This is a genomic window from Candidatus Avedoeria danica, from assembly GCA_016703025.1.
Taxonomy (GTDB): Bacteria; Chloroflexota; Anaerolineae; order Epilineales; family Epilineaceae; genus Avedoeria; species Avedoeria danica.
Genome location: JADJCV010000005.1, coordinates 302,143 through 319,244, shown reverse-complemented (window position 1 = coordinate 319,244; position 17,102 = coordinate 302,143). Strand labels below are relative to the sequence as shown.

At 70.2% G+C, this 17,102-nt stretch carries 13 protein-coding genes; 10 read left to right on the top strand and 3 right to left on the bottom strand.

Annotated elements, in window-relative coordinates; all coding sequences use genetic code 11:
• Positions 1-33 precede the first annotated feature (33 nt).
• Positions 34-3,918 carry a S8 family serine peptidase gene (locus IPG72_15765; protein MBK6770435.1) on the top strand — a complete coding sequence of 1,295 codons (3,885 nt, stop codon included), beginning with the start codon at positions 34-36 and terminating at the stop codon, positions 3,916-3,918.
• A 119-nt stretch (positions 3,919-4,037) separates the two neighbouring features.
• Here the strand turns inward: IPG72_15765 and IPG72_15760 are convergent, their stop codons facing one another.
• A complete protein-coding gene (locus IPG72_15760; protein MBK6770434.1) occupies positions 4,038-5,480 on the bottom strand; it encodes an adenosylhomocysteinase in 1,443 nt (480 codons plus the stop codon).
• A 230-nt stretch (positions 5,481-5,710) separates the two neighbouring features.
• Between IPG72_15760 and IPG72_15755 the strand changes: the two genes are divergently transcribed.
• The 3 genes from IPG72_15755 to IPG72_15745 all read left to right on the top strand — a co-directional run bounded on the left by IPG72_15755 (position 5,711) and on the right by IPG72_15745 (position 10,142).
• Positions 5,711-7,984 carry a VWA domain-containing protein gene (locus IPG72_15755; protein ID MBK6770433.1) on the top strand — a complete coding sequence of 758 codons (2,274 nt, stop codon included), beginning with the start codon at positions 5,711-5,713 and terminating at the stop codon, positions 7,982-7,984.
• A 155-nt stretch (positions 7,985-8,139) separates the two neighbouring features.
• A complete protein-coding gene (locus tag IPG72_15750; GenBank protein ID MBK6770432.1) occupies positions 8,140-8,679 on the top strand; it encodes a sigma-70 family RNA polymerase sigma factor in 540 nt (179 codons plus the stop codon).
• Positions 8,680-8,681: 2 nt separating this feature from the next.
• Positions 8,682-10,142, top strand: a complete 1,461-nt coding sequence (locus tag IPG72_15745) for a DUF4349 domain-containing protein (protein MBK6770431.1) — start codon at positions 8,682-8,684, stop codon at positions 10,140-10,142.
• A 119-nt stretch (positions 10,143-10,261) separates the two neighbouring features.
• Here the strand turns inward: IPG72_15745 and IPG72_15740 are convergent, their stop codons facing one another.
• Both IPG72_15740 and IPG72_15735 read right to left on the bottom strand, forming a co-directional pair.
• Positions 10,262-11,836, bottom strand: a complete 1,575-nt coding sequence (locus tag IPG72_15740) for a hypothetical protein (protein MBK6770430.1) — start codon at positions 11,834-11,836, stop codon at positions 10,262-10,264.
• A 2-nt stretch (positions 11,837-11,838) separates the two neighbouring features.
• Positions 11,839-12,357, bottom strand: coding sequence for a pyridoxamine 5'-phosphate oxidase family protein (locus IPG72_15735; protein MBK6770429.1), 519 nt, complete (start codon positions 12,355-12,357; stop codon positions 11,839-11,841).
• Positions 12,358-12,441: 84 nt separating this feature from the next.
• Here IPG72_15735 and IPG72_15730 point away from each other — a divergent pair, with 84 nt between their 5' ends.
• From IPG72_15730 to IPG72_15705, 6 genes are all read left to right on the top strand, one after another.
• Positions 12,442-14,529, top strand: coding sequence for a DNA primase (locus IPG72_15730; protein ID MBK6770428.1), 2,088 nt, complete (start codon positions 12,442-12,444; stop codon positions 14,527-14,529).
• A 108-nt stretch (positions 14,530-14,637) separates the two neighbouring features.
• The gene (locus IPG72_15725; GenBank protein MBK6770427.1) at positions 14,638-15,276 is read left to right on the top strand and encodes a methyltransferase domain-containing protein; all 639 of its coding nucleotides are present in this window, start codon (positions 14,638-14,640) and stop codon (positions 15,274-15,276) included.
• Between the two features lie 42 nt (positions 15,277-15,318).
• Complete coding sequence (locus tag IPG72_15720) at positions 15,319-15,507, top strand: hypothetical protein (GenBank protein MBK6770426.1); 189 nt, start codon at positions 15,319-15,321, stop codon at positions 15,505-15,507.
• A gap of 207 nt (positions 15,508-15,714) precedes the next feature.
• Positions 15,715-16,023, top strand: a complete 309-nt coding sequence (locus IPG72_15715; protein MBK6770425.1) for a hypothetical protein — start codon at positions 15,715-15,717, stop codon at positions 16,021-16,023.
• Positions 16,024-16,038: 15 nt separating this feature from the next.
• Complete coding sequence (locus IPG72_15710; protein ID MBK6770424.1) at positions 16,039-16,266, top strand: hypothetical protein; 228 nt, start codon at positions 16,039-16,041, stop codon at positions 16,264-16,266.
• Positions 16,267-16,268: 2 nt separating this feature from the next.
• Positions 16,269-17,093 carry an amino acid permease gene (locus IPG72_15705; GenBank protein MBK6770423.1) on the top strand — a complete coding sequence of 275 codons (825 nt, stop codon included), beginning with the start codon at positions 16,269-16,271 and terminating at the stop codon, positions 17,091-17,093.
• The last annotated feature ends 9 nt before the right edge of the window (positions 17,094-17,102 follow it).

Below are 17,102 nucleotides of genomic sequence, written 5' to 3'. Positions count from 1 at the left end.
GCCACAAGCCGCGATGAACGAGGGGAATGCCGTGTGAATGCGTTGCGCCGAATCGCCTTGGCGGCCATCGCCGCCGCCGTCATGCTGGCCGCCGCGGCCGCCGCGGCCGCCGGAACCGCCAGCGCCCGCCCGGACGACCCGGCGGGCGCGACACCGCCACGTTCCTCGGTCGCCGTGCCGAACCGTCCGCCCGACGGCCCGCCGCCGGCCGTCGCGGGCGACCCGACCCGCCGCGAGTACGTCGTGTTCCTGAACGACGCCCCGCCGCTGGCGAAGTACCGCGGCGGGATCGCGGGCCTCGCCCCGACGGCGGCGGACCTGAACGGCGACGTCCACCTCGACCTCGGGACGCCTGCGGCGCTGGCGTACTCCGCCTACCTCGACGGCCGCCGCGCCGCGGCGATCGCCCGATTGAAGGCCGTCGCGCCGCGGGCCGATATCGGCTGGCAGTACCATATCGTGGCCCACGGCTTCACGGTCGGGTTGACGGCGGATGAGGCCGTGGCGGCCAAGCACATGCCGGGCTTCGACCTGGTGTTCCCGGACGAGAAGCTCGCCTACGAGATGGACTCGAGCGCCGAGGTCGTGCGGGCCACGGACGCGTGGCAGGCGGTCGGGGGCGTGGAGGAGGCCGGGCTTGGGGCGCGGATCGCCGTCATGGACAGCGGCATGGACATCGAACATCCGTGGTTCCGCGACGACGGGATGCCGCCGCCGCCGGCAGGGTATCCGTCGGCGACGCTGGTCACCTCCAACGGCGTCCTGTCCTATCCCGAGCCCGAACGCTTCGTGAACGGCAAGGTCATCGCCGCGCGGGTGTTCGTGCGGAACGGGACGACGCAGACGCTGCAGTCGCAGACGCCGCTCATCGGCTGCTCGATCCCGACGATCACGTCGGGCAACCCGAACCCGCCGCCGGCCGGATGCGCCGGCACGAACGACCACGGCCTGCACGTCGCCGGAATCGCCAGCGGTCGACGAGGCACGTACGAACTGAAGACCGGCAGCTTGGTGATACCGACCGTCATGTCGGGCGTGGCGCCGATGGCGCACGTGCTCACGTACCGCAACATCGACCCCAGCGTCGGCGCGACCGTTGCCGGCCTCGAGCAGTCCGTGAAGGACGAGGTCGATGTCGTGAACATGTCACAGGGCACGGTCGGCTGGCTCCTGGCACGGCCCGAGCGGCACCCGATCTCACTGGCCGCCGATGCAGCGGCCGATGCCGGCACGGTCTTCGTCGTCTCCGCCGGCAACGCGGGCAGCAACGGGCGCACGTCGCTGTCCGGCGGATGGAAGTACCACCCGCGCGTGATGGCCGTCGGCAACACGACGACCGCCGGTTCGCTCGACCAGAAGATCACGGTGACAGGCGCCGGCGTACCGGCCGACGCGGCGCAGATCGTCGCCGCGCCGCGGGGGGAGCCCATCCAGAAGGATCTCTCCGGACCGCTCTTCCTGGCGCCGGGCGGGGGATGCAGTCAGGACACCGGCGCGTCCGGCAAGATCGTCGTCGTCGACCAGTTGGGCGCCGGCAACTGCACCGCCACGGTGCGCGCCGACAACATGCAGAAGAGCGGCGCCAAGGCGATCGTGTTCTACCGCAGCTCCGCCGCGTATGCCGGCTATTCGGACGGCGGCGGGGTCAGCAACTACGCGGCCAACCTCCCCCTCGCGTCGGCCGCGATCGGCACGACGGGCGGCCGGTCGCTGGTGGCGTGGCTGGCGGGGGGCGGCAGCGGCACGGCGACGATCTCCGGCACGATCACCCGCGGGCGGTCAGAGCCGGCCGACTTCGTCTCCGGTTCGTCCAGCCAGGGTCCGGGGCTCGACTGGCAGATCAAACCGGACATCGCGGCGCCGGGCCAGAACATCCTCGCGAGCCGGATCTATGTCGATGCCGTCGCCAAGAAGCGCCTCTATCCCGTCGCTTCGATCTCCGGCACCAGCATGGCCACGCCGCACGTCGCCGGCGCCGTCGGCGTGCTGCGGGCGGTGCATCCGGACTGGACCGTGGATCAGGTGATCAGCGCGATCGTCAACACCTCGAGCCCGACGCTGATGGTCAGCCCACTCGACCCGAAGCCCGCCGTGCCCGCCGACGCCGGCCCCGGCCGGCTCGACGTTGCCGCGGCCCTCGACCCGGGCGCGTTCCTCTGGCCGACGACGCTGAGCTTCGGCCGCCTGGCCGAAGGGGCGACGAAGTCGATCAGCGTGAGCGTCGAGAGCGACCTCGAGGCGCCGGCGACGTGGAACGTCAGCGTCGCCCCTGTCGGCGGCAGCGGGGCGACGGTGACCGTCGAGCCGACGAGCATCACGCTCCAGCCGGGCGAGAAGGCGACGTTCAACGCCGTCCTCACCGTCCCGGCCGACGTCGCGGACAGCGAGCACTGGGGCGACGTGATCCTCGAGACGGACGCCGGCGGCACGTCGCATCGCCTGCGCCAGCAGTACTACGCCTTCGTCGATCGTCTGGCCGACCGGAAGAACGTGCTGATCGTCGACTGGGCGTACGGCAGCAAGGTGGACCACACGCGCTACTACACCGAGGCGCTCGAGGCGGCGGGCCTGACGTACGATGTCTGGGTCCTCGACAGCGCGACGGCGCGCGTGAGCGACCGCCGGCTGCCGCTCCGTACGAGCCACCCGCCGCTCGCCGTGATGTCGCGCTACGACCTCGTCATCCTCAACGCGAACGAGAGCAAGACATCGATGATGTCGATCAATCTGAGCGGCCTCTACCAGTACCAGAACCTCATGCTGCGCGGCGGAAGCTTCCTCATCGCCGGCCAGGGCACGCCGAACTTCTGGCGGTACCTGTCGACCTCCGCCAGGCTGCCGGACACGCCGGCGAATCGACAGACGTATCGCCATACATGGCCGTTCACGTGGGCCGGCGCGCCCAACCAGAACGTCGGCTGCGAGATGTGCCTGACGCGTTACTTCACCGGCTTCACGCCCGAGCTGACGGCCACGCTTTCAGGCCGCCTCCTCGTCCCGTTCCCGCAACGGCCCGTCACCGACTCGCTGGATGTCATCCTCGAGCCGAACCCCGGCGCCGACGACGGCGCGCCGTTCGGCTACGCGATCGACCTCTCGACCGGCGACAACGCGCCCGAGGGCGCCGCCGGAAATCAGTACACATTCGCCTCCGGCAGCCTGGTCACCAGCCTCAAGCCGTCCACGAGCAACACGCTGGCCACCGGCCTCGGCGACTACGACTTCGCCGAGGGGATCATCGACGACCTCGTCCCGCTCGCCCGACCGCTCTGGCAGTACACCGGCATGATGGCCGTCGACCGCGTGAACCCGTTGACGATGACCGAGCAGACGAAGGTCGTCGGCACGTACGTGGCGGGCCAGCAGCACCCGGGGACGGGCGTGACGTGGAACGCGATGTTCTGGGGCTTCGGGTTGGAGGGCGTCGGCAAGGGCGAGGATGCGCGGACGGTGACGCGGGAGCGGCTCCTCGGTGACACGTTCAACTTCCTGGCGCGGAACATCGCCGGGATCACGCTGAAGGTTCTTGAGCCGTCCGCGCCTGACTTCGAATTGGAGCTGGCGTTTCCCGACTATGCCCGACTGCCTGAACTGGAGAAGGCCGAGGTCCTGTGGGGGGATGGTGAGACGGATGTACTCATGGGCTGGGGCGATCCCTTTGGTGGTGGTCGGGTCTACCCTCGTGCGGACGACGTGACGTTCAGCCATGCCTACGCCGGCCCCGGCGAATACGAGGTCACCCTCGTTCTCTACCCGCGCGCCGACGCCGCCCCGATCCACGTCGCGGGCACCGTGACCGTCACCGCGCCGCCCACGCCCGAACCCCCGCGCAACCCGAATATCTACCTGCCGCTCTCGCTCCACGGGATGCTCGGCGGGGACGCACCGATGCCAACGGTGTGGCTGGATCGACGATAGCGTCCTTTCCGTTCGCCGAGCATCCTCCCCCTCCCCCAGACTTGGGGGAGGGGGTCGGGGGGAGAGGGCCTTAGGCCGTCGCCCAGCGAGTGGCTATCGACTGCTGCTCGAATCCGCCCCTAATACCGATACCCCTCCGCCTTGAACGGCCCCTGCGCATCCACCCCCATGTACGACGCCTGATCCCCGGTGAGCGTCGTCAGCTTCACGCCGAGCTTGCCCAGGTGCATCCGCGCCACCATCTCGTCGAGGTGCTTGGGCAGGACGGTGAGGCTGATCGGGCGGCGGTTCTGCCAGAGGTCGAGCTGGGCGAGGACCTGGTTCGTGAAGCTGTTGGACATCACGAAGCTCGGGTGGCCGGTGGCGCAGCCGAGGTTCACGAGTCGGCCTTTGGCCAGGATGTAGATGCTCCGGCCGTCCGGGAAGGTGTACTTGTCGACGGCGCCGACCTCCTCGGGCTTGATCATCGTCGTCGTCACGCCCGGGAAGTCGTCCAGCGCCTCGACCTGGATCTCGTTGTCGAAGTGGCCGATGTTGCAGACGATGGCCTGGTCCTTCATCCGCGAGAGCTGGTCGACGGTGATCACGTCCTTGCAGCCGGTGGCCGTCACGTAGATGTCGGCCGTGCCGAGCGTGTCCTCGATGGTCAGGACGTCGTAGCCGGCCATCTTAGCCTGCAGCGCGCAGATCGGGTCGATCTCGGTGACGATGATCTTGGCCCCCAGGCTGCGCAGGCTCTCGGCGCAACCCTTGCCGACGTCGCCGAAGCCGCAGACGACGGCCGTCTTGCCGGCGATCATCACGTCGGTCGCCCGCTTGATCCCGTCGACGAGGGACTCGCGGCAGCCGTACAGGTTGTCGAACTTGCTCTTCGTGACGGAGTCGTTGACGTTGATCGCCGGGAAGAGGAGCTCGCCGCGCTCGAGCATCTGGTGCAGCCGGTGCACGCCCGTCGTCGTCTCCTCGCTGACGCCGACGATCTCGGGGATCACACGCCCCCACCAGCCCGGCAGCTCGGCGCGCAGGCGCTTGAGGGCCTTCATCAGCGCCTCTTCGTCGTTCGACCCGACGGGCTTGTCGAGGCTGCCGGGATCCTTCTCGGCGCGGTAGCCGAGGTGCGCGAACAGCGTCGCATCGCCGCCGTCGTCGACGATCAGCGTCGGGCCGAGGGGCTCGCCGCCGGCCGGGTTCGGGAACTTCAGCGACTGCTCGAGGCACCACCAGTACTCGTCGAGCGTCTCGCCCTTCCATGCGAACACGGGCACGCCCGCCGCGGCGATGGCCGCCGCCGCGTGGTCCTGCGTGCTGTAGATATTGCAGCTGGACCACCGGACGTCCGCGCCGAGTTCGACGAGCGTCTCGATGAGGACGGCCGTCTGGATCGTCATATGCAGCGAGCCCGTGATCCGCGCGCCCGCCAGCGGCTTGCTCGGCCCGTAGCGCTTGCGGCACTCCATCAGCCCGGGCATCTCGTGCTGGGCGATGTCGAGTTCCTTGCGGCCGAAGTCGGCGAGGGCGATGTTGCGGACCTTGTAGTCGTCGACGAGGGTCGGTGCGGTCATGGGGTGCGGCTTCCTTTCGCGCGGGCGATCACGCCCGTCCTGCGGGTACGGCGGGCAGTTGTCGGTGTGTGTTCGATGCGGCTTCGATGCGGTTTCCGAGAGGACGTCGCCGGGATGGCGACCGGACAACGCCCCGATGATAGCAACGGCTTCTAAGAAATCCGGGGCGTCGTGCGTTCACAGGACACCCGACATCGCCCGCATCGTTGCGCGGCAGAAGGAAGACACCCATGGACGACACACCGATGATCCCGCCGACCGACCTCAACAGCCGTGCACCCCTCGCCCCCGACGACACCCGCCTGACCGCCTACGCCCTCGGCCAGCTCGACGCCGACGACCTCGCGGACGGCCGCGCGGCGGTCGAGGCGGCGTTGGCGGGCGACGCGGCGTTGGCGGCGGAGGTCGACGCGATCCGCGCGATGGCCGTTGATCTCACGGCGGCGCTGGCGGCGGAGGCGGACACGACGGCCGTCACCGGACTGACCGACATGCAGCAGGCCGATGTGCGGCGCGCTGCCGAGCGCCGCAATCGAACGCTCGAGGTCAAGCTTCCCCGTTGGTGGCCGATCGGGCCGAGTCGCACGGCTTATCTCCTTCGCTCGTCGCTCGCCGCAGTCGCGATGCTGCTGCTGGTCGTGCTGCCGTTGGGCTATGCCGCCGGGATGCTGTTCACCTCACCTCGGGGGTTGGGAGCGCTGTCGCAGAACGTCGACCGCAAAGCACGGATGTCTTCTGAGGCGATCGACGGCTTGGGTGCGATGACCGGCGACGCGTCGAACAGCGCGGGTGCGGCGTCGATTCCACTCGCTGAGGCTCCCGCCATCGCGGCCGCTCCGAACGGGCGATCCAGCGTGCGACAGTCGGCTGCCCCGACCGCTGAGTACTTCGCGGCGGGCGTCGCGCCCGAGTCCGATGGGCTCTACGACACGGCCGCGGCCCCTGAGGATCGGAGCTCCCAGCCCAATCCCAACCTCCCCCCCGATCTCCACGCCACCGCCCTCGCCCCCATGCGCTACCCCACCCCCGACCCCTACCCACCCTACCCACCCGGCGGCGAGGGCTACAACAACGTCGTCGACAACCCGTTCCAGCGGGTCACCGACGCCCCGCTCTCGACGTTCGGCATCGACGTCGACACCGCGAGCTACGCGAACGCGCGGCGCTTCCTGACCGGCGGCCAGCTGCCGCCCGCCGAGGCGGTGCGGATCGAGGAGCTGATCAACTACTTCCCGTACGACTACGAGCCGCCCCGCCCGCGGGACGAGATGCCGTTCGCGGTCGATGTGGCCGCGCACCCCGCGCCGTGGGCGCCGGAGCACCGGCTGGTGCGGGTGGCCTTGAAGGGGCGCGAGGTCGAGGCGGATCGGCGGCCGACGGCGAACCTGGTGTTTCTCGTGGACGTCAGCGGGTCGATGAGCGACGCCAACAAGCTGCCGCTCGTGCAGCAGGCGCTGACGGAGATGGTCGAGCAGCTGCGGCGGGACGATCGGGTGGCCATCGTGACGTACGCCGGCGAGGCCGGGATCGCGCTGAACTCGACGCCCGGGTCGGAGCGCGGTGCGATCATCGACGGGATCCGGCGGCTGAGCGCCGGCGGGTCGACGAACGGGGCGGCCGGGATCCTGACGGCGTATGAGATCGCTCGGCGCAACTTCATCGAGGGCGGCGCGAACCGCGTGATCCTGGCCACGGACGGTGACTTCAACGTCGGTTTGACGAGCGACGATCAACTGATCCAGGTCATCACCGCCGAGGCCAAGACCGGTGTGTTCCTGACCGTCCTCGGCTTTGGGATGGGCAACCTCCAGGACGGCAAGCTCGAGCAGCTGGCCGACAAGGGCAACGGCCATTACGCCTACATCGACGGCGAGCGCGAGGCCCAGAAGGCGCTCGTCGACGAGCTCGACGCGACGCTCGTCACGATCGCCAAGGACGTGAAGATCCAGGTGGAGTTCAACCCGGCGCAGGTGGCCGGCTACCGCCTGATCGGCTACGAGAACCGGGCGATGGCGGCCGAGGACTTCGCGGACGATACGAAGGACGGCGGCGAGATCGGGGCGGGGCATACAGTGACGGCGCTGTACGAGGTCGTGCCGATCGATCAGGAGCTGCCCGGTGCCGACGGCGTGCCGCTGCGCTACCAGGGAGGTTCGGACGACGACACGACGCGCGGTGCGCCGCCCGCCCGGGGCGTGTCCGGCGAGCTCCTCGTCGTGAAGCTCCGCTGGAAGGCGCCGGACGGCAACGCGAGCACCGAGCGCGACGTCCCGTTCGTCGACCGCGGCGAGGGCGCGCGGGGCGCCGACGACGACTGGCGGTTCGCCGCATCCGTCGCGGCCTTCGGTATGCTGTTGCGCCGCTCGCCCTACGGCGGCGACGCGGATTGGCGGATGGTCCTCGACCTGGCGGAGGGCGGCCTCGGCCGCGACGATGGTGGGTGGCGGCATGAGTTCATCGACCTTGTCCAACGCGCACAGACGCTTTCAGGAGGCGACCGATGAGCACTGACGCCAAGCCGCTCTCCGACGACTCGGGCGCAGCCGCGACGACAACCGGAGCACATGGGACCCATGCGACCCATGGGACCCATGAGTCTCTTACGCCCGACGCGAGCCCCTCATCCACCCCCACCGACGCCGAATGGATCACGTCCGTCATGGACGAACACGCCGACGCCCTCATCCGCTACACCGCCCGCCTCACGCCCGACCTCGACACGGCGCGCGACGTCGTCCAGGACGCCTTCCTCCGCCTGTGCAAGGCCGACCGCGACGCCGTCGGCGAGCGCGTGGACCTCTGGCTCTTCACCGTCTGCCGCAACCGGGCGTTCGACCTCTACCGAAAGGACCGCCGCATGACACCCCTCACCGATGCCGCCACACGCACACGTCCCAGCGCCGACCCCGGCCCCGAGGCCGCCGCGCTGAACCTCGACACCCGCGGTCGGCTCTTGGCGCTGCTGGCCACGCTATCCGACCGCCAGCAGGAGGTCGTCCGCCTGAAGTTCCAGCACGAGCTGAGCTACGCCGAGATCGCCCAGGTCACCGGGTTGTCGGTGGCCAACGTCGGCTACCTGCTGCACATGGCCCTCAAGCGCCTGCGGGAGGTCGCGGCCGGCGAGGGCGAGGACGGCGGCGCGGCGACGTCATCGACCGGCCGGCCTGCGACGGCGGCCGGCGCGGCGAACGGAGGTTGACGATGACGACCCGACGAACGCCCGGCCCCCCGCCCACGTCACCGTTCGACGACCCCCGGATCACCGCCTTCGCGCTGGGCGAGCTGCCCGAAGCCGACCGCGCCGCTCTCGCCGCCGATCTGGCGCGCGACGCGGCCCTGACCGCCGAGGTGGACGCCGTCCGGGCGATCGCCGACAACCTGGCGGTCGCGTTCTTCCACGAGGCGGCCGCGCCGGTCGGCGGCTTGACGGAGCGGCAGCGGTTTGCCGTCCGCAACGCCGCGCGGCGCAACAACGGCCGGCGATGGAACACACTCGTTGAACGCGCCCAAAGCTGGCCCGCGCTCGCGTTGTTGGCGGCCGCCGTCACGCTGTTCTTCCTCTTCAGCCCGAGTGTCGGCAGCGCGTTTGTCGCGACCCAGGTGTGGTTCGCGAAGGTCCGTGACGGGGGCAACATCTCCGCGCTGACGAGCCGTACCATCGCCGACGAGTTTCGCTACGGCGAGTCGCCGACGCTGTGGAAGATAATGACGGCCAGCGGCTCACGAGGCACCGGGTCGGCGAGGTCCGAACGTTCAGACGCCGCATTGGCGGGAGCACCAGTGGCGCAGGCGTATGCGACGCCAGGACTTCCCTACGACTTGAGCAGCACCGCGGCAGCTCTGGATCAGGTGCTCCGGACCACCCCGGAACCACCGCTCCCTCGCACGGACGGCGGCAATGATGCCGCCGCCGACGCTCCGCTCGTCGCCCCCGTTTCCGACCCCAACCGCAAGATCATCAAGGACGCCGTCCTCGCCATCGAGGTCGAAGACACGATCGCCGCACTCAGTCGCATCGACACGATCGCCGTCCAGTCCGGCGGCTACATCCTCGAGACGCTGTCCGACCAGGGCGTCGACAGCGGGCGACCCGGCGCCACCGTGAAGTTCGCCGTGCCGGTCGACAGCTTCGAGGCGGCGCTCGGAAGGCTTCGCGCGATCGGAACGGTGGTGCACGAGCAGACGAGCGGCGTCGACGTGACGACGGAGTTCACGGACATCCAGAGCCGGATCGCGAACCTCGAGGCCACGCAGGCGCGCGTGCGGGAGTTCCTGGCGCAGGCGAAGACCGTCGAGGAAGCGCTGAACGTGAACGCGCGCCTGACGGAGATCGAGGGCCAACTGGCCCAGCTGAAGGGCCGCTCCACCCACCTCGCGGGCCGCGCCGCCTACTCCACCCTCACCGTCACCCTCATGGGCCCCGTCCCCCCGACCCGCACGCCGACGATCACCCCGACGCCAGCCCCCACCGCGACGCCGACGCCCGGCACGGCGTGGAGCCCGGCGCCGATCGCGAAGGACGCGTTCGCGACGCTCGGCGGGCTGCTGAAGGGGCTGGCGGCGGTGGCGATCTGGCTCGTCGTCGTCGGGTTGCCGATTGGGTTGATCGTGGTGGCGGGGTGGTGGGGCCTGCGGGGGATTGTCGGAGGACGTCGTTCCTGACCAGGCATGGGCATCACGACCTCCGACGATCGTCGCGCATCCAACAGGTGGGCACGGCATGCCGTGCCCCTACACAACGGGATTGTGCTGATTGGGGGTGAATGGGTGCAGCGGGGCCTTCACTGCGGCTCGTACAACAACACCTCCGCCCCGCCCGGCGCGAAATCGATCCGCTGTACAGGCGAATATACGACCCGCCACCCCTCCGTCCCCCCATCCGCCGCCACCTCGCCCCCGCCCTCGGGCCGTGCCGACCACATCGTTCGCCCGAGATCGAACGGCACGGGCTGGTCGCTCGGGTTCACGATGACCATGCCGCGTTCGTAGCGCCGGACGTACAGGCCGGGCGACAGGCCGTCGGTCCGCTCGAGCAGTGCGTCCACACGCGCCGGCGGCGCGTCGACGTACCGGCCGAGATCGATCTCGTACTCCGGCCACCAATCCACGTAGCTGCTCGTCTCGAGGTTGAGGTAGCTCCGGCGGCCCTTGACGAGCAGGTACGTCGCGAGCGTGAACATCCGGTCGTCGACGTCGTTCGGGCTCCCGTCGCCCTTGGGATAGGCTTGGGCGATGATCACCTTGCCCTGCGTCGTCAGCCCGAGCACGCGGTCCATCTGCAATCGCCAGTCGCCGAGGGCGTACCGCCGCCCAGGCGCCCAGGACGCGAAGCCCTCGATCATCACGCCGTCTGCGGCGGCGTACGTCGTCCGGTCGCGCGTCGTCACCCAGTTGCCGACGTTGGGCAGCAGGAGGTAGCGGTCGCCGAAGCGGCCCTTGACGTAGGCCAGCCAGTCGTCGATCTTTCGCGTCCAATCCGCCTCGAACGCCCCGTCGATAGCGGGCAGGTTGGGGCGCCACAGGGCCGGACCGAAGTAGTTCGGGACCGAGACCGAGTCGGCGAACAGTGCGTCGTCGTCGTTCGCCTCCAACTGGCGCAGCACCTCGTCCGTCCACCACCGGCGGTAGTCGTCGTTCGCGACGTCCATCAGGTACCAGCCGAACGCGCAGAAGTAGACGCGGTCGGCATTCGCGTACGGGAAGAACCACGGTGTGCGGACCTCGTCGTCCCCCGGCCACTCCTGCACCCAGCGGTCGCCGTCGACGATCTGGATGAAGCCGCCCGTCGGTGCGCAGTCGCCCTCGGCGATGCGGTAGCCGAGGCCGGTGCCGAGGCGGTAGTGGAGGATCAGGAAGTTCGGCGCGAGGGTCCGCAGCCGGTCCGCATCCGGCCGCGTCATCTTCTGCGTGCCGACGTAATGCGATGCCGCGAAGCGGATCTGCGCGTCGCTCAGGTTGCCGAGGCCGACGAGCTGGTCGTTGAAGACGTGGATGCCGTCGGCCGTGTCGGGCCAAGGGCGAGCGGGAGCGGCGGGCGACGTCGGCGCGTTGGTGGGAGTGGGCGGCAGACCATCGCTTGTCGGCGACGACGCGAGCGTCGGCGTGGCGGATGGCGCGGGAATCGGCGTGATCGGCGTGCGCGCGGTCGTGGCAGTCGGCGGCAGGCCGGTGGGCACCGAGACGCGGGGCAGCGGGCCGTCGAGCGCGATCGGCAGGTGGAGCGGCGGCAGCGTGGGCGGCGGGGTGTCGAGGGCGCGGGCGTGGGACGGGGCGGCGGTCGAAGCGCGGGCGAATGCGAACACGGCGGACGCGATCACACCGACGACCGCGAGGACTCCGACGTCCCGCCGCGACACGCTCACATCTCCGCCGCAGCCAACGCGGCCATCGCCAGCTCATCCGGCGTCAGTCGATACGCCTGCCCGAAGCCGGCGTTCAAGAGCCCGCCCGTCGGGGCGAGCCGGACGAGATCGAAATCGCCCAGCTGGAACATCATCTGGTGCTTGGGCAGGGACGCGAGATACGTCGCCTTGGCCGACTCATACGCCGGCGACGCCTTGTCGATCACCGCCGCCGTGCAGTCGAGCGAGACGCGCTTGCGCATGAGGACCTCGACCCGAGGGTCGTCCGGCTCGAATACGAGCAGGCTGCAGCGCGGGTCGGCACGCAGGTGGCGCTTGTGGGCGGCCAGGTCGGACAGGTGGAGCAGGAAGCCGTCGAAGCCGCTCTCCGGCACGCACGCGACCATCGAGACGCTCGGGCGGCCGTCGCTGAGGGTGGCGAGGGCGGCTTGGCGGTGGTCGCGGATGAGGCGGGCGAGGGTGAGGGCGGCGTCGTCGTCGAAGGGGCGGAGGGGGTCTTTGGGGGGCGTGCTCATGGGGGCGGAGTATAACGGAACTCGGTCGGGGAGAGAGGGCCTTAGGCCGTCGGCTGCTGCCCTCCCCCCGCTATACTCCCCCCCATGAACCCCGTCGACGAAGTCCGCGCTCGCATCGACATCGTCGAGCTCATCGGCGAGCGCGTGCCGCTCAAGAAGGCGGGGCGGACGTTCAAGGCGTGCTGTCCATTCCATCAGGAGCGGACGCCCAGCTTCGTCGTGTTCCCGGAGAGCGGTTCGTGGCGCTGTTTCGGCGCCTGCGGCACGGGCGGCGATGCGTTCGACTTCATCATGCGCACCGAGAACCTGCCGTTTCGCGACGCGCTCGAATTCCTCGCCCGCCGCGTCGGCGTCGACCTCTCGCCGGCGACGCCGGAAGCCAAGGCCCAGGTGGAGCGTTCGAAACGGCTGCGCGATGCCGTCCTGGCGGCGGCCGAGCACTGGCACGGACTCCTCCTGCGCGCGCCCGAGGCCGAGGCGGCCCGCGTCTACCTGAGCGGTCGCGGCTTCGGCACGGATATCGCCAAGTCCTTCCGACTGGGCTTCGCGCCCGACAGCTGGGATGCCACCGGCAACCACCTCCGGGCGATAGGTTTCCATGACGACGATCTGCTCGCCGCCGGCCTGCTGCGCGAGCGCGACGGCGGCGGCCACTACGACTACTTCCGCAACCGCGTCGTCATCCCGATTCACAACGTCCGCGGCGAGCCCGTCGGCTTCGGCGCGCGGGCGCTGGATGCGGACAGCCAGCCGAAGTACCTGAACAGCCCGCAGACGCCGATCTTCGACAAGGGCCGCACGCTCTTCGCCCTCGACCGTGCCCGCCAGACCATCCGCGACACCGAGGAGGCCGTCGTCGTCGAGGGCTACACGGACGTGATCCGCGCCCATGCCGCCGGCTTCACGAACGTCGTCGCCAGCCTCGGCACCGCGCTGACGGAGCACCACGTGGCGCTCCTGAAGCGCTTCGCCAAGCGGATCGTCCTGGCGCTGGACGCCGACGCCGCCGGTCAGGCCGCCACCGTGCGCGGCCTCGACGTCATCCGCGAGGCCGCCGCCGGCGACGTCGTGCCGGTGCCGACGGCGCGCGGCGCGGTCCGCTTCGCCAGCACGCTGGAGGTCGACCTGCGCGTCGCCGTGCTGCCGGCGGGCAAAGATCCGGACGACGTGATCCGCGACGACCCCGAAGGCTGGCGAAGCCTGATCGCCGGCGCCGCGCCTGTCCTGGGCTACCTGCTGGATGCGCTGACCGCGGACTTGGACCTGAACGACCCGAGCGCCAAGCAGACCGCCGCCGAGCGCCTCATCCCGGTCATCGCCGACATCCCGGATCCGATCGTCCGCAGCGCCTGGATGGCTCGCCTGGCCGACAAGCTGCGCGTGGACGAGCGGGCGCTGGCGGCGCGGATGACCCAGGTGGCCCGGATGCGCACCGCGCGGCCCGCGCCGCGCCGCAGCGATGGTCCGGCGACGCCGCGGGCCGACGCGGCGTCCTCCGTTGCCGCTCCGTCGACTCCAGCGGATCCTGACGGAAACGGGATCCATGCGATCCGCGATGACCCGATGCACGATCACGTGGGCCTCGGCAACATGCCCGAAGCGTCTCGGCCGCCCGCCGCCCCGCCTGACGACAACGCCACCCGCATCCTCGGGTTCCTCTTGGCCGCCCCGAGCCGCTTGGCCGCTCTGAACGAAGCGCTGCGCGCGGCCGACGAGGTGCCCCTCGGCGGAGGCGACTTCGCCGACCCGCTCCAGCGAGACCTCTTCGAGGCCATCCGCTATGCCGCCCACGGCACACCGCCGCCAGACGCGCCGGCGGAGCACCGGCTCGATGCGCTTCCCGAGGGCCATGCGCGCTACGCCGACACGCTGCGGCGACGCAACCTGAGCGGTCCGGGGGGCGACGAAGGGTTGGCGCTCAAGGCGTTTCGCAACGAGGTGTTTCGCCAGAGGCAGAGCCTGCTGCGACAGCGGCGAGACACGCTTCGCTTCTCGCTCGGCGACGCCGAGGCCGAAGTCGCCGAAGACGCACCCGGCGGGGTCGAACGTCGGGCCAGGATTCGCGAGCTCGAATCCGCCGTGAAGGGGATCGAGACCCATCTGGACCGCCTTAACCGGCTGCTCGTTCCGTCGGCCATGACCTCGGGCAAGCGCGATCGGGGCTTCGGCTAGCGCGACTTCGCGCGAGCGCGATGGGCGCGGTCGTGGCACGGATGGCCCGCGGGCGACGCGTTCGCATCGCCCCTGCGCAGACGTCGCGTGGACCAAGGAGGAATCAACATGGCACTGCATGGCGTCGCCTATCCCGCCGGGGTTGCCCCCGCCGTTGACGTGGATGCCCACGAGCTTCGACGCGCGATCCGCGCGGAGTACGAAGTGGTCGCGCTTCGGCCGGAGGTGGGCTTTCACTTCCAGACCGGGCGCCCGCTGGCGGCGCTCCTCGGCTATGAGGAGGCGTGGCTCGCGGGATTGCCCGAATCGTCCATCGTCTCGTTTGCCGGCACCGGCAACCCATTCGCCGCTGGCCCGATCGCGCCCGGCGAGCACGTTGTGGACATCGGCTGCGGTGCCGGCATCGACAGCCTGATCGCGGCGCACATGACGGGGCCGTCCGGGGCGGTCGTCGGCGTGGACATGACGTCGGCGATGCTCGACAAGGCCCGCGGCGGCGCAGCCACGGCGGGCATGACCCACGTGGAATTTCGGGAAGGGCTTGCGGAGGACCTGCCCGTGAGCGATGCCTGGGCGGACGTCGTGATCTCGAACGGGGTCCTCAACCTCATGCCGGACAAGCTGACCGCGCTGGGTGAGATGGCACGGGTGCTGAAGCCCGGCGGTCGGCTGCAGCTGGGTGACATCGTGGTGGAGCGACCGGTGCCGGAGGACGCGAAACGGGACATCGACCTCTGGACTGGCTGAATCGCCGGCGCTCTGCTGGATGCAGAGCTTCAAGCCACGGTCGTGGCCGCCGGCTTCGTCGATTTCGCGATCGTCGCGCGATACGACGTCTTCGCAGGCGCGCAACAGGCATCGAGCGCGCGTGCGTTCGGCACGCGTGGCATTACGTTCCGTGCGCGCCGTGCGTGGGACGAGGCCGAATGGCTAGGCGCGCTGGCGGCGTTGAACGACGCGCTGCCGGCAACGACATGAGCGCAGCCCACGATCCGGTGGCCGTAACCACACGCCGTACAATTCCCACCCACACGCCGTGTTCCCCGCCCCAGATGTATGATCGCCGGCTGCCGTGCCAAACGTCCGCGTAGGGGCGCTCACGGTGCGCTCATTGGGGGTCGGTACGATTTCGGTTCGCGGACCCACGACGCTCGTTGTGCGGCCAACACGAAGCGAGGTTGCCCTGTGCGACGACCCCACCCTTGGTTGCTGGTGCTGGCGATGGCTGTGGCCGCCGGCTGCAGCGCACCTGTCGCCGCGCCGACGGCCGACGAGCCGGCTGCGGGCGCGCAGGTCCCGGCATCCACCGATGCGCCCGTCGACACCGCCGTGAGCGCACTGCCCACCACCGGCGACATCGCCGCTCCGGCGACAGCCGAGCAGGCGGCACAGCCAGTGCGCGACCCCAACCGCGACTTCACGCCGAGCGACCCGGCCGCCGTCACGCTGGCCGCTGGGCGGCCGCAGCTCGTCGAGTTCTTCGCCCATTGGTGAATTTCGTGCCAGGCCATGAAGCCCGTCGTGCACGGGCTCGAGGATCGGTACGCCGGCCGGATCGACTTCGTCTACCTTGATATCGACGATGACGCCACCGCGCCGTTGAAGGAGCAGCTCGGCTTCAGGGGACAGCCGCAGTTCTTCCTCGTGGATGCGGACGGCAACACCGTGCAGTCCTGGCGCGGGCGGACCAAGGAAGCCGAGTTCGTGGAGGCGTTCGACGGGCTCGTTGTGGAGTGACGATGAGGACGACCGATCGCACTGAAGCCGCCACGCCGGCAAGCCAGCCGACGCTGCGCCGGGATCTCGGGCTCGTGAGCGCCGCGGCCATCGGCATGGGTGCGATCATCGGGGCGGGCATCTTCTTCGCTTTCACCGGCTACGCCCGCCTGGCGACGTTGGGCGAAGAAGTCCGTGAGCCGCGGCGCACGATCCCGCGGGCCATCGTGCTCGCTCTCGGCATCTCGGCCGTTCTGTACGCGGCCGTGGCGCTCGTTGCCGTGGGCGCGATCGGCGCCGCCGGATTGGCTGCCACGAGCGCGCCGCTCGAACAGGCCGCCCGCAGCCTTGGCGTGCCTGGGATTCCGACGATCGTTGCCATCGGCGCCATCACGGCCATGCTCGGCGTGCTCTTGAGCCAGCAGCTGGGCATCAGCCGGATGATGTTCGCGATGCCCCGCCGCCAGGACCTGCCCCGCTCGCTCGGACACGTCCATGCCCAGCACGGCACACCCGACCGAGCCGTCCTCCTCACCGGCGCCATCCTCGTCGCCGTCACGATTCTCGGCCGCCTGGAGTTCATCGTCGCCGGTGCGGCCTTCACCATCCTGCTCTACTACGCCGTCACGAACCTCGCCGCTCTACGCTTGCCGCCGGCCGATCGCCTCGTCCCGCGTTGGATCGCCGCAGCCGGGCTTGCGTCCTGCATCGTGCTGGCTTTCTCCCTCCGGCCGGCCGTCATCGCCAGCGGTCTCGGCCTGCTGGTGGCCGGGCTCGTGACCAAGGGACTCAGGCAGCGGCTGACGATGGGCGCGGACGGGCGGAAGCCGCGGGATGGGCCGGAGTAGGCCGATCGA

Coding starts and splice junctions, on each gene's coding strand:
- IPG72_15710 (MBK6770424.1), top strand. CDS start 16,039: ATGAAGCCCGTCGTGCACGGGCTCGAGGATCGGTACGCCGGCCGGATC.
- IPG72_15755 (MBK6770433.1), top strand. CDS start 5,711: ATGGACGACACACCGATGATCCCGCCGACCGACCTCAACAGCCGTGCA.
- IPG72_15745 (MBK6770431.1), top strand. CDS start 8,682: ATGACGACCCGACGAACGCCCGGCCCCCCGCCCACGTCACCGTTCGAC.
- IPG72_15730 (MBK6770428.1), top strand. CDS start 12,442: ATGAACCCCGTCGACGAAGTCCGCGCTCGCATCGACATCGTCGAGCTC.
- IPG72_15750 (MBK6770432.1), top strand. CDS start 8,140: ATGGACGAACACGCCGACGCCCTCATCCGCTACACCGCCCGCCTCACG.
- IPG72_15735 (MBK6770429.1), bottom strand. CDS start 12,357: ATGAGCACGCCCCCCAAAGACCCCCTCCGCCCCTTCGACGACGACGCC.
- IPG72_15725 (MBK6770427.1), top strand. CDS start 14,638: ATGGCACTGCATGGCGTCGCCTATCCCGCCGGGGTTGCCCCCGCCGTT.
- IPG72_15760 (MBK6770434.1), bottom strand. CDS start 5,480: ATGACCGCACCGACCCTCGTCGACGACTACAAGGTCCGCAACATCGCC.
- IPG72_15705 (MBK6770423.1), top strand. CDS start 16,269: ATGAGGACGACCGATCGCACTGAAGCCGCCACGCCGGCAAGCCAGCCG.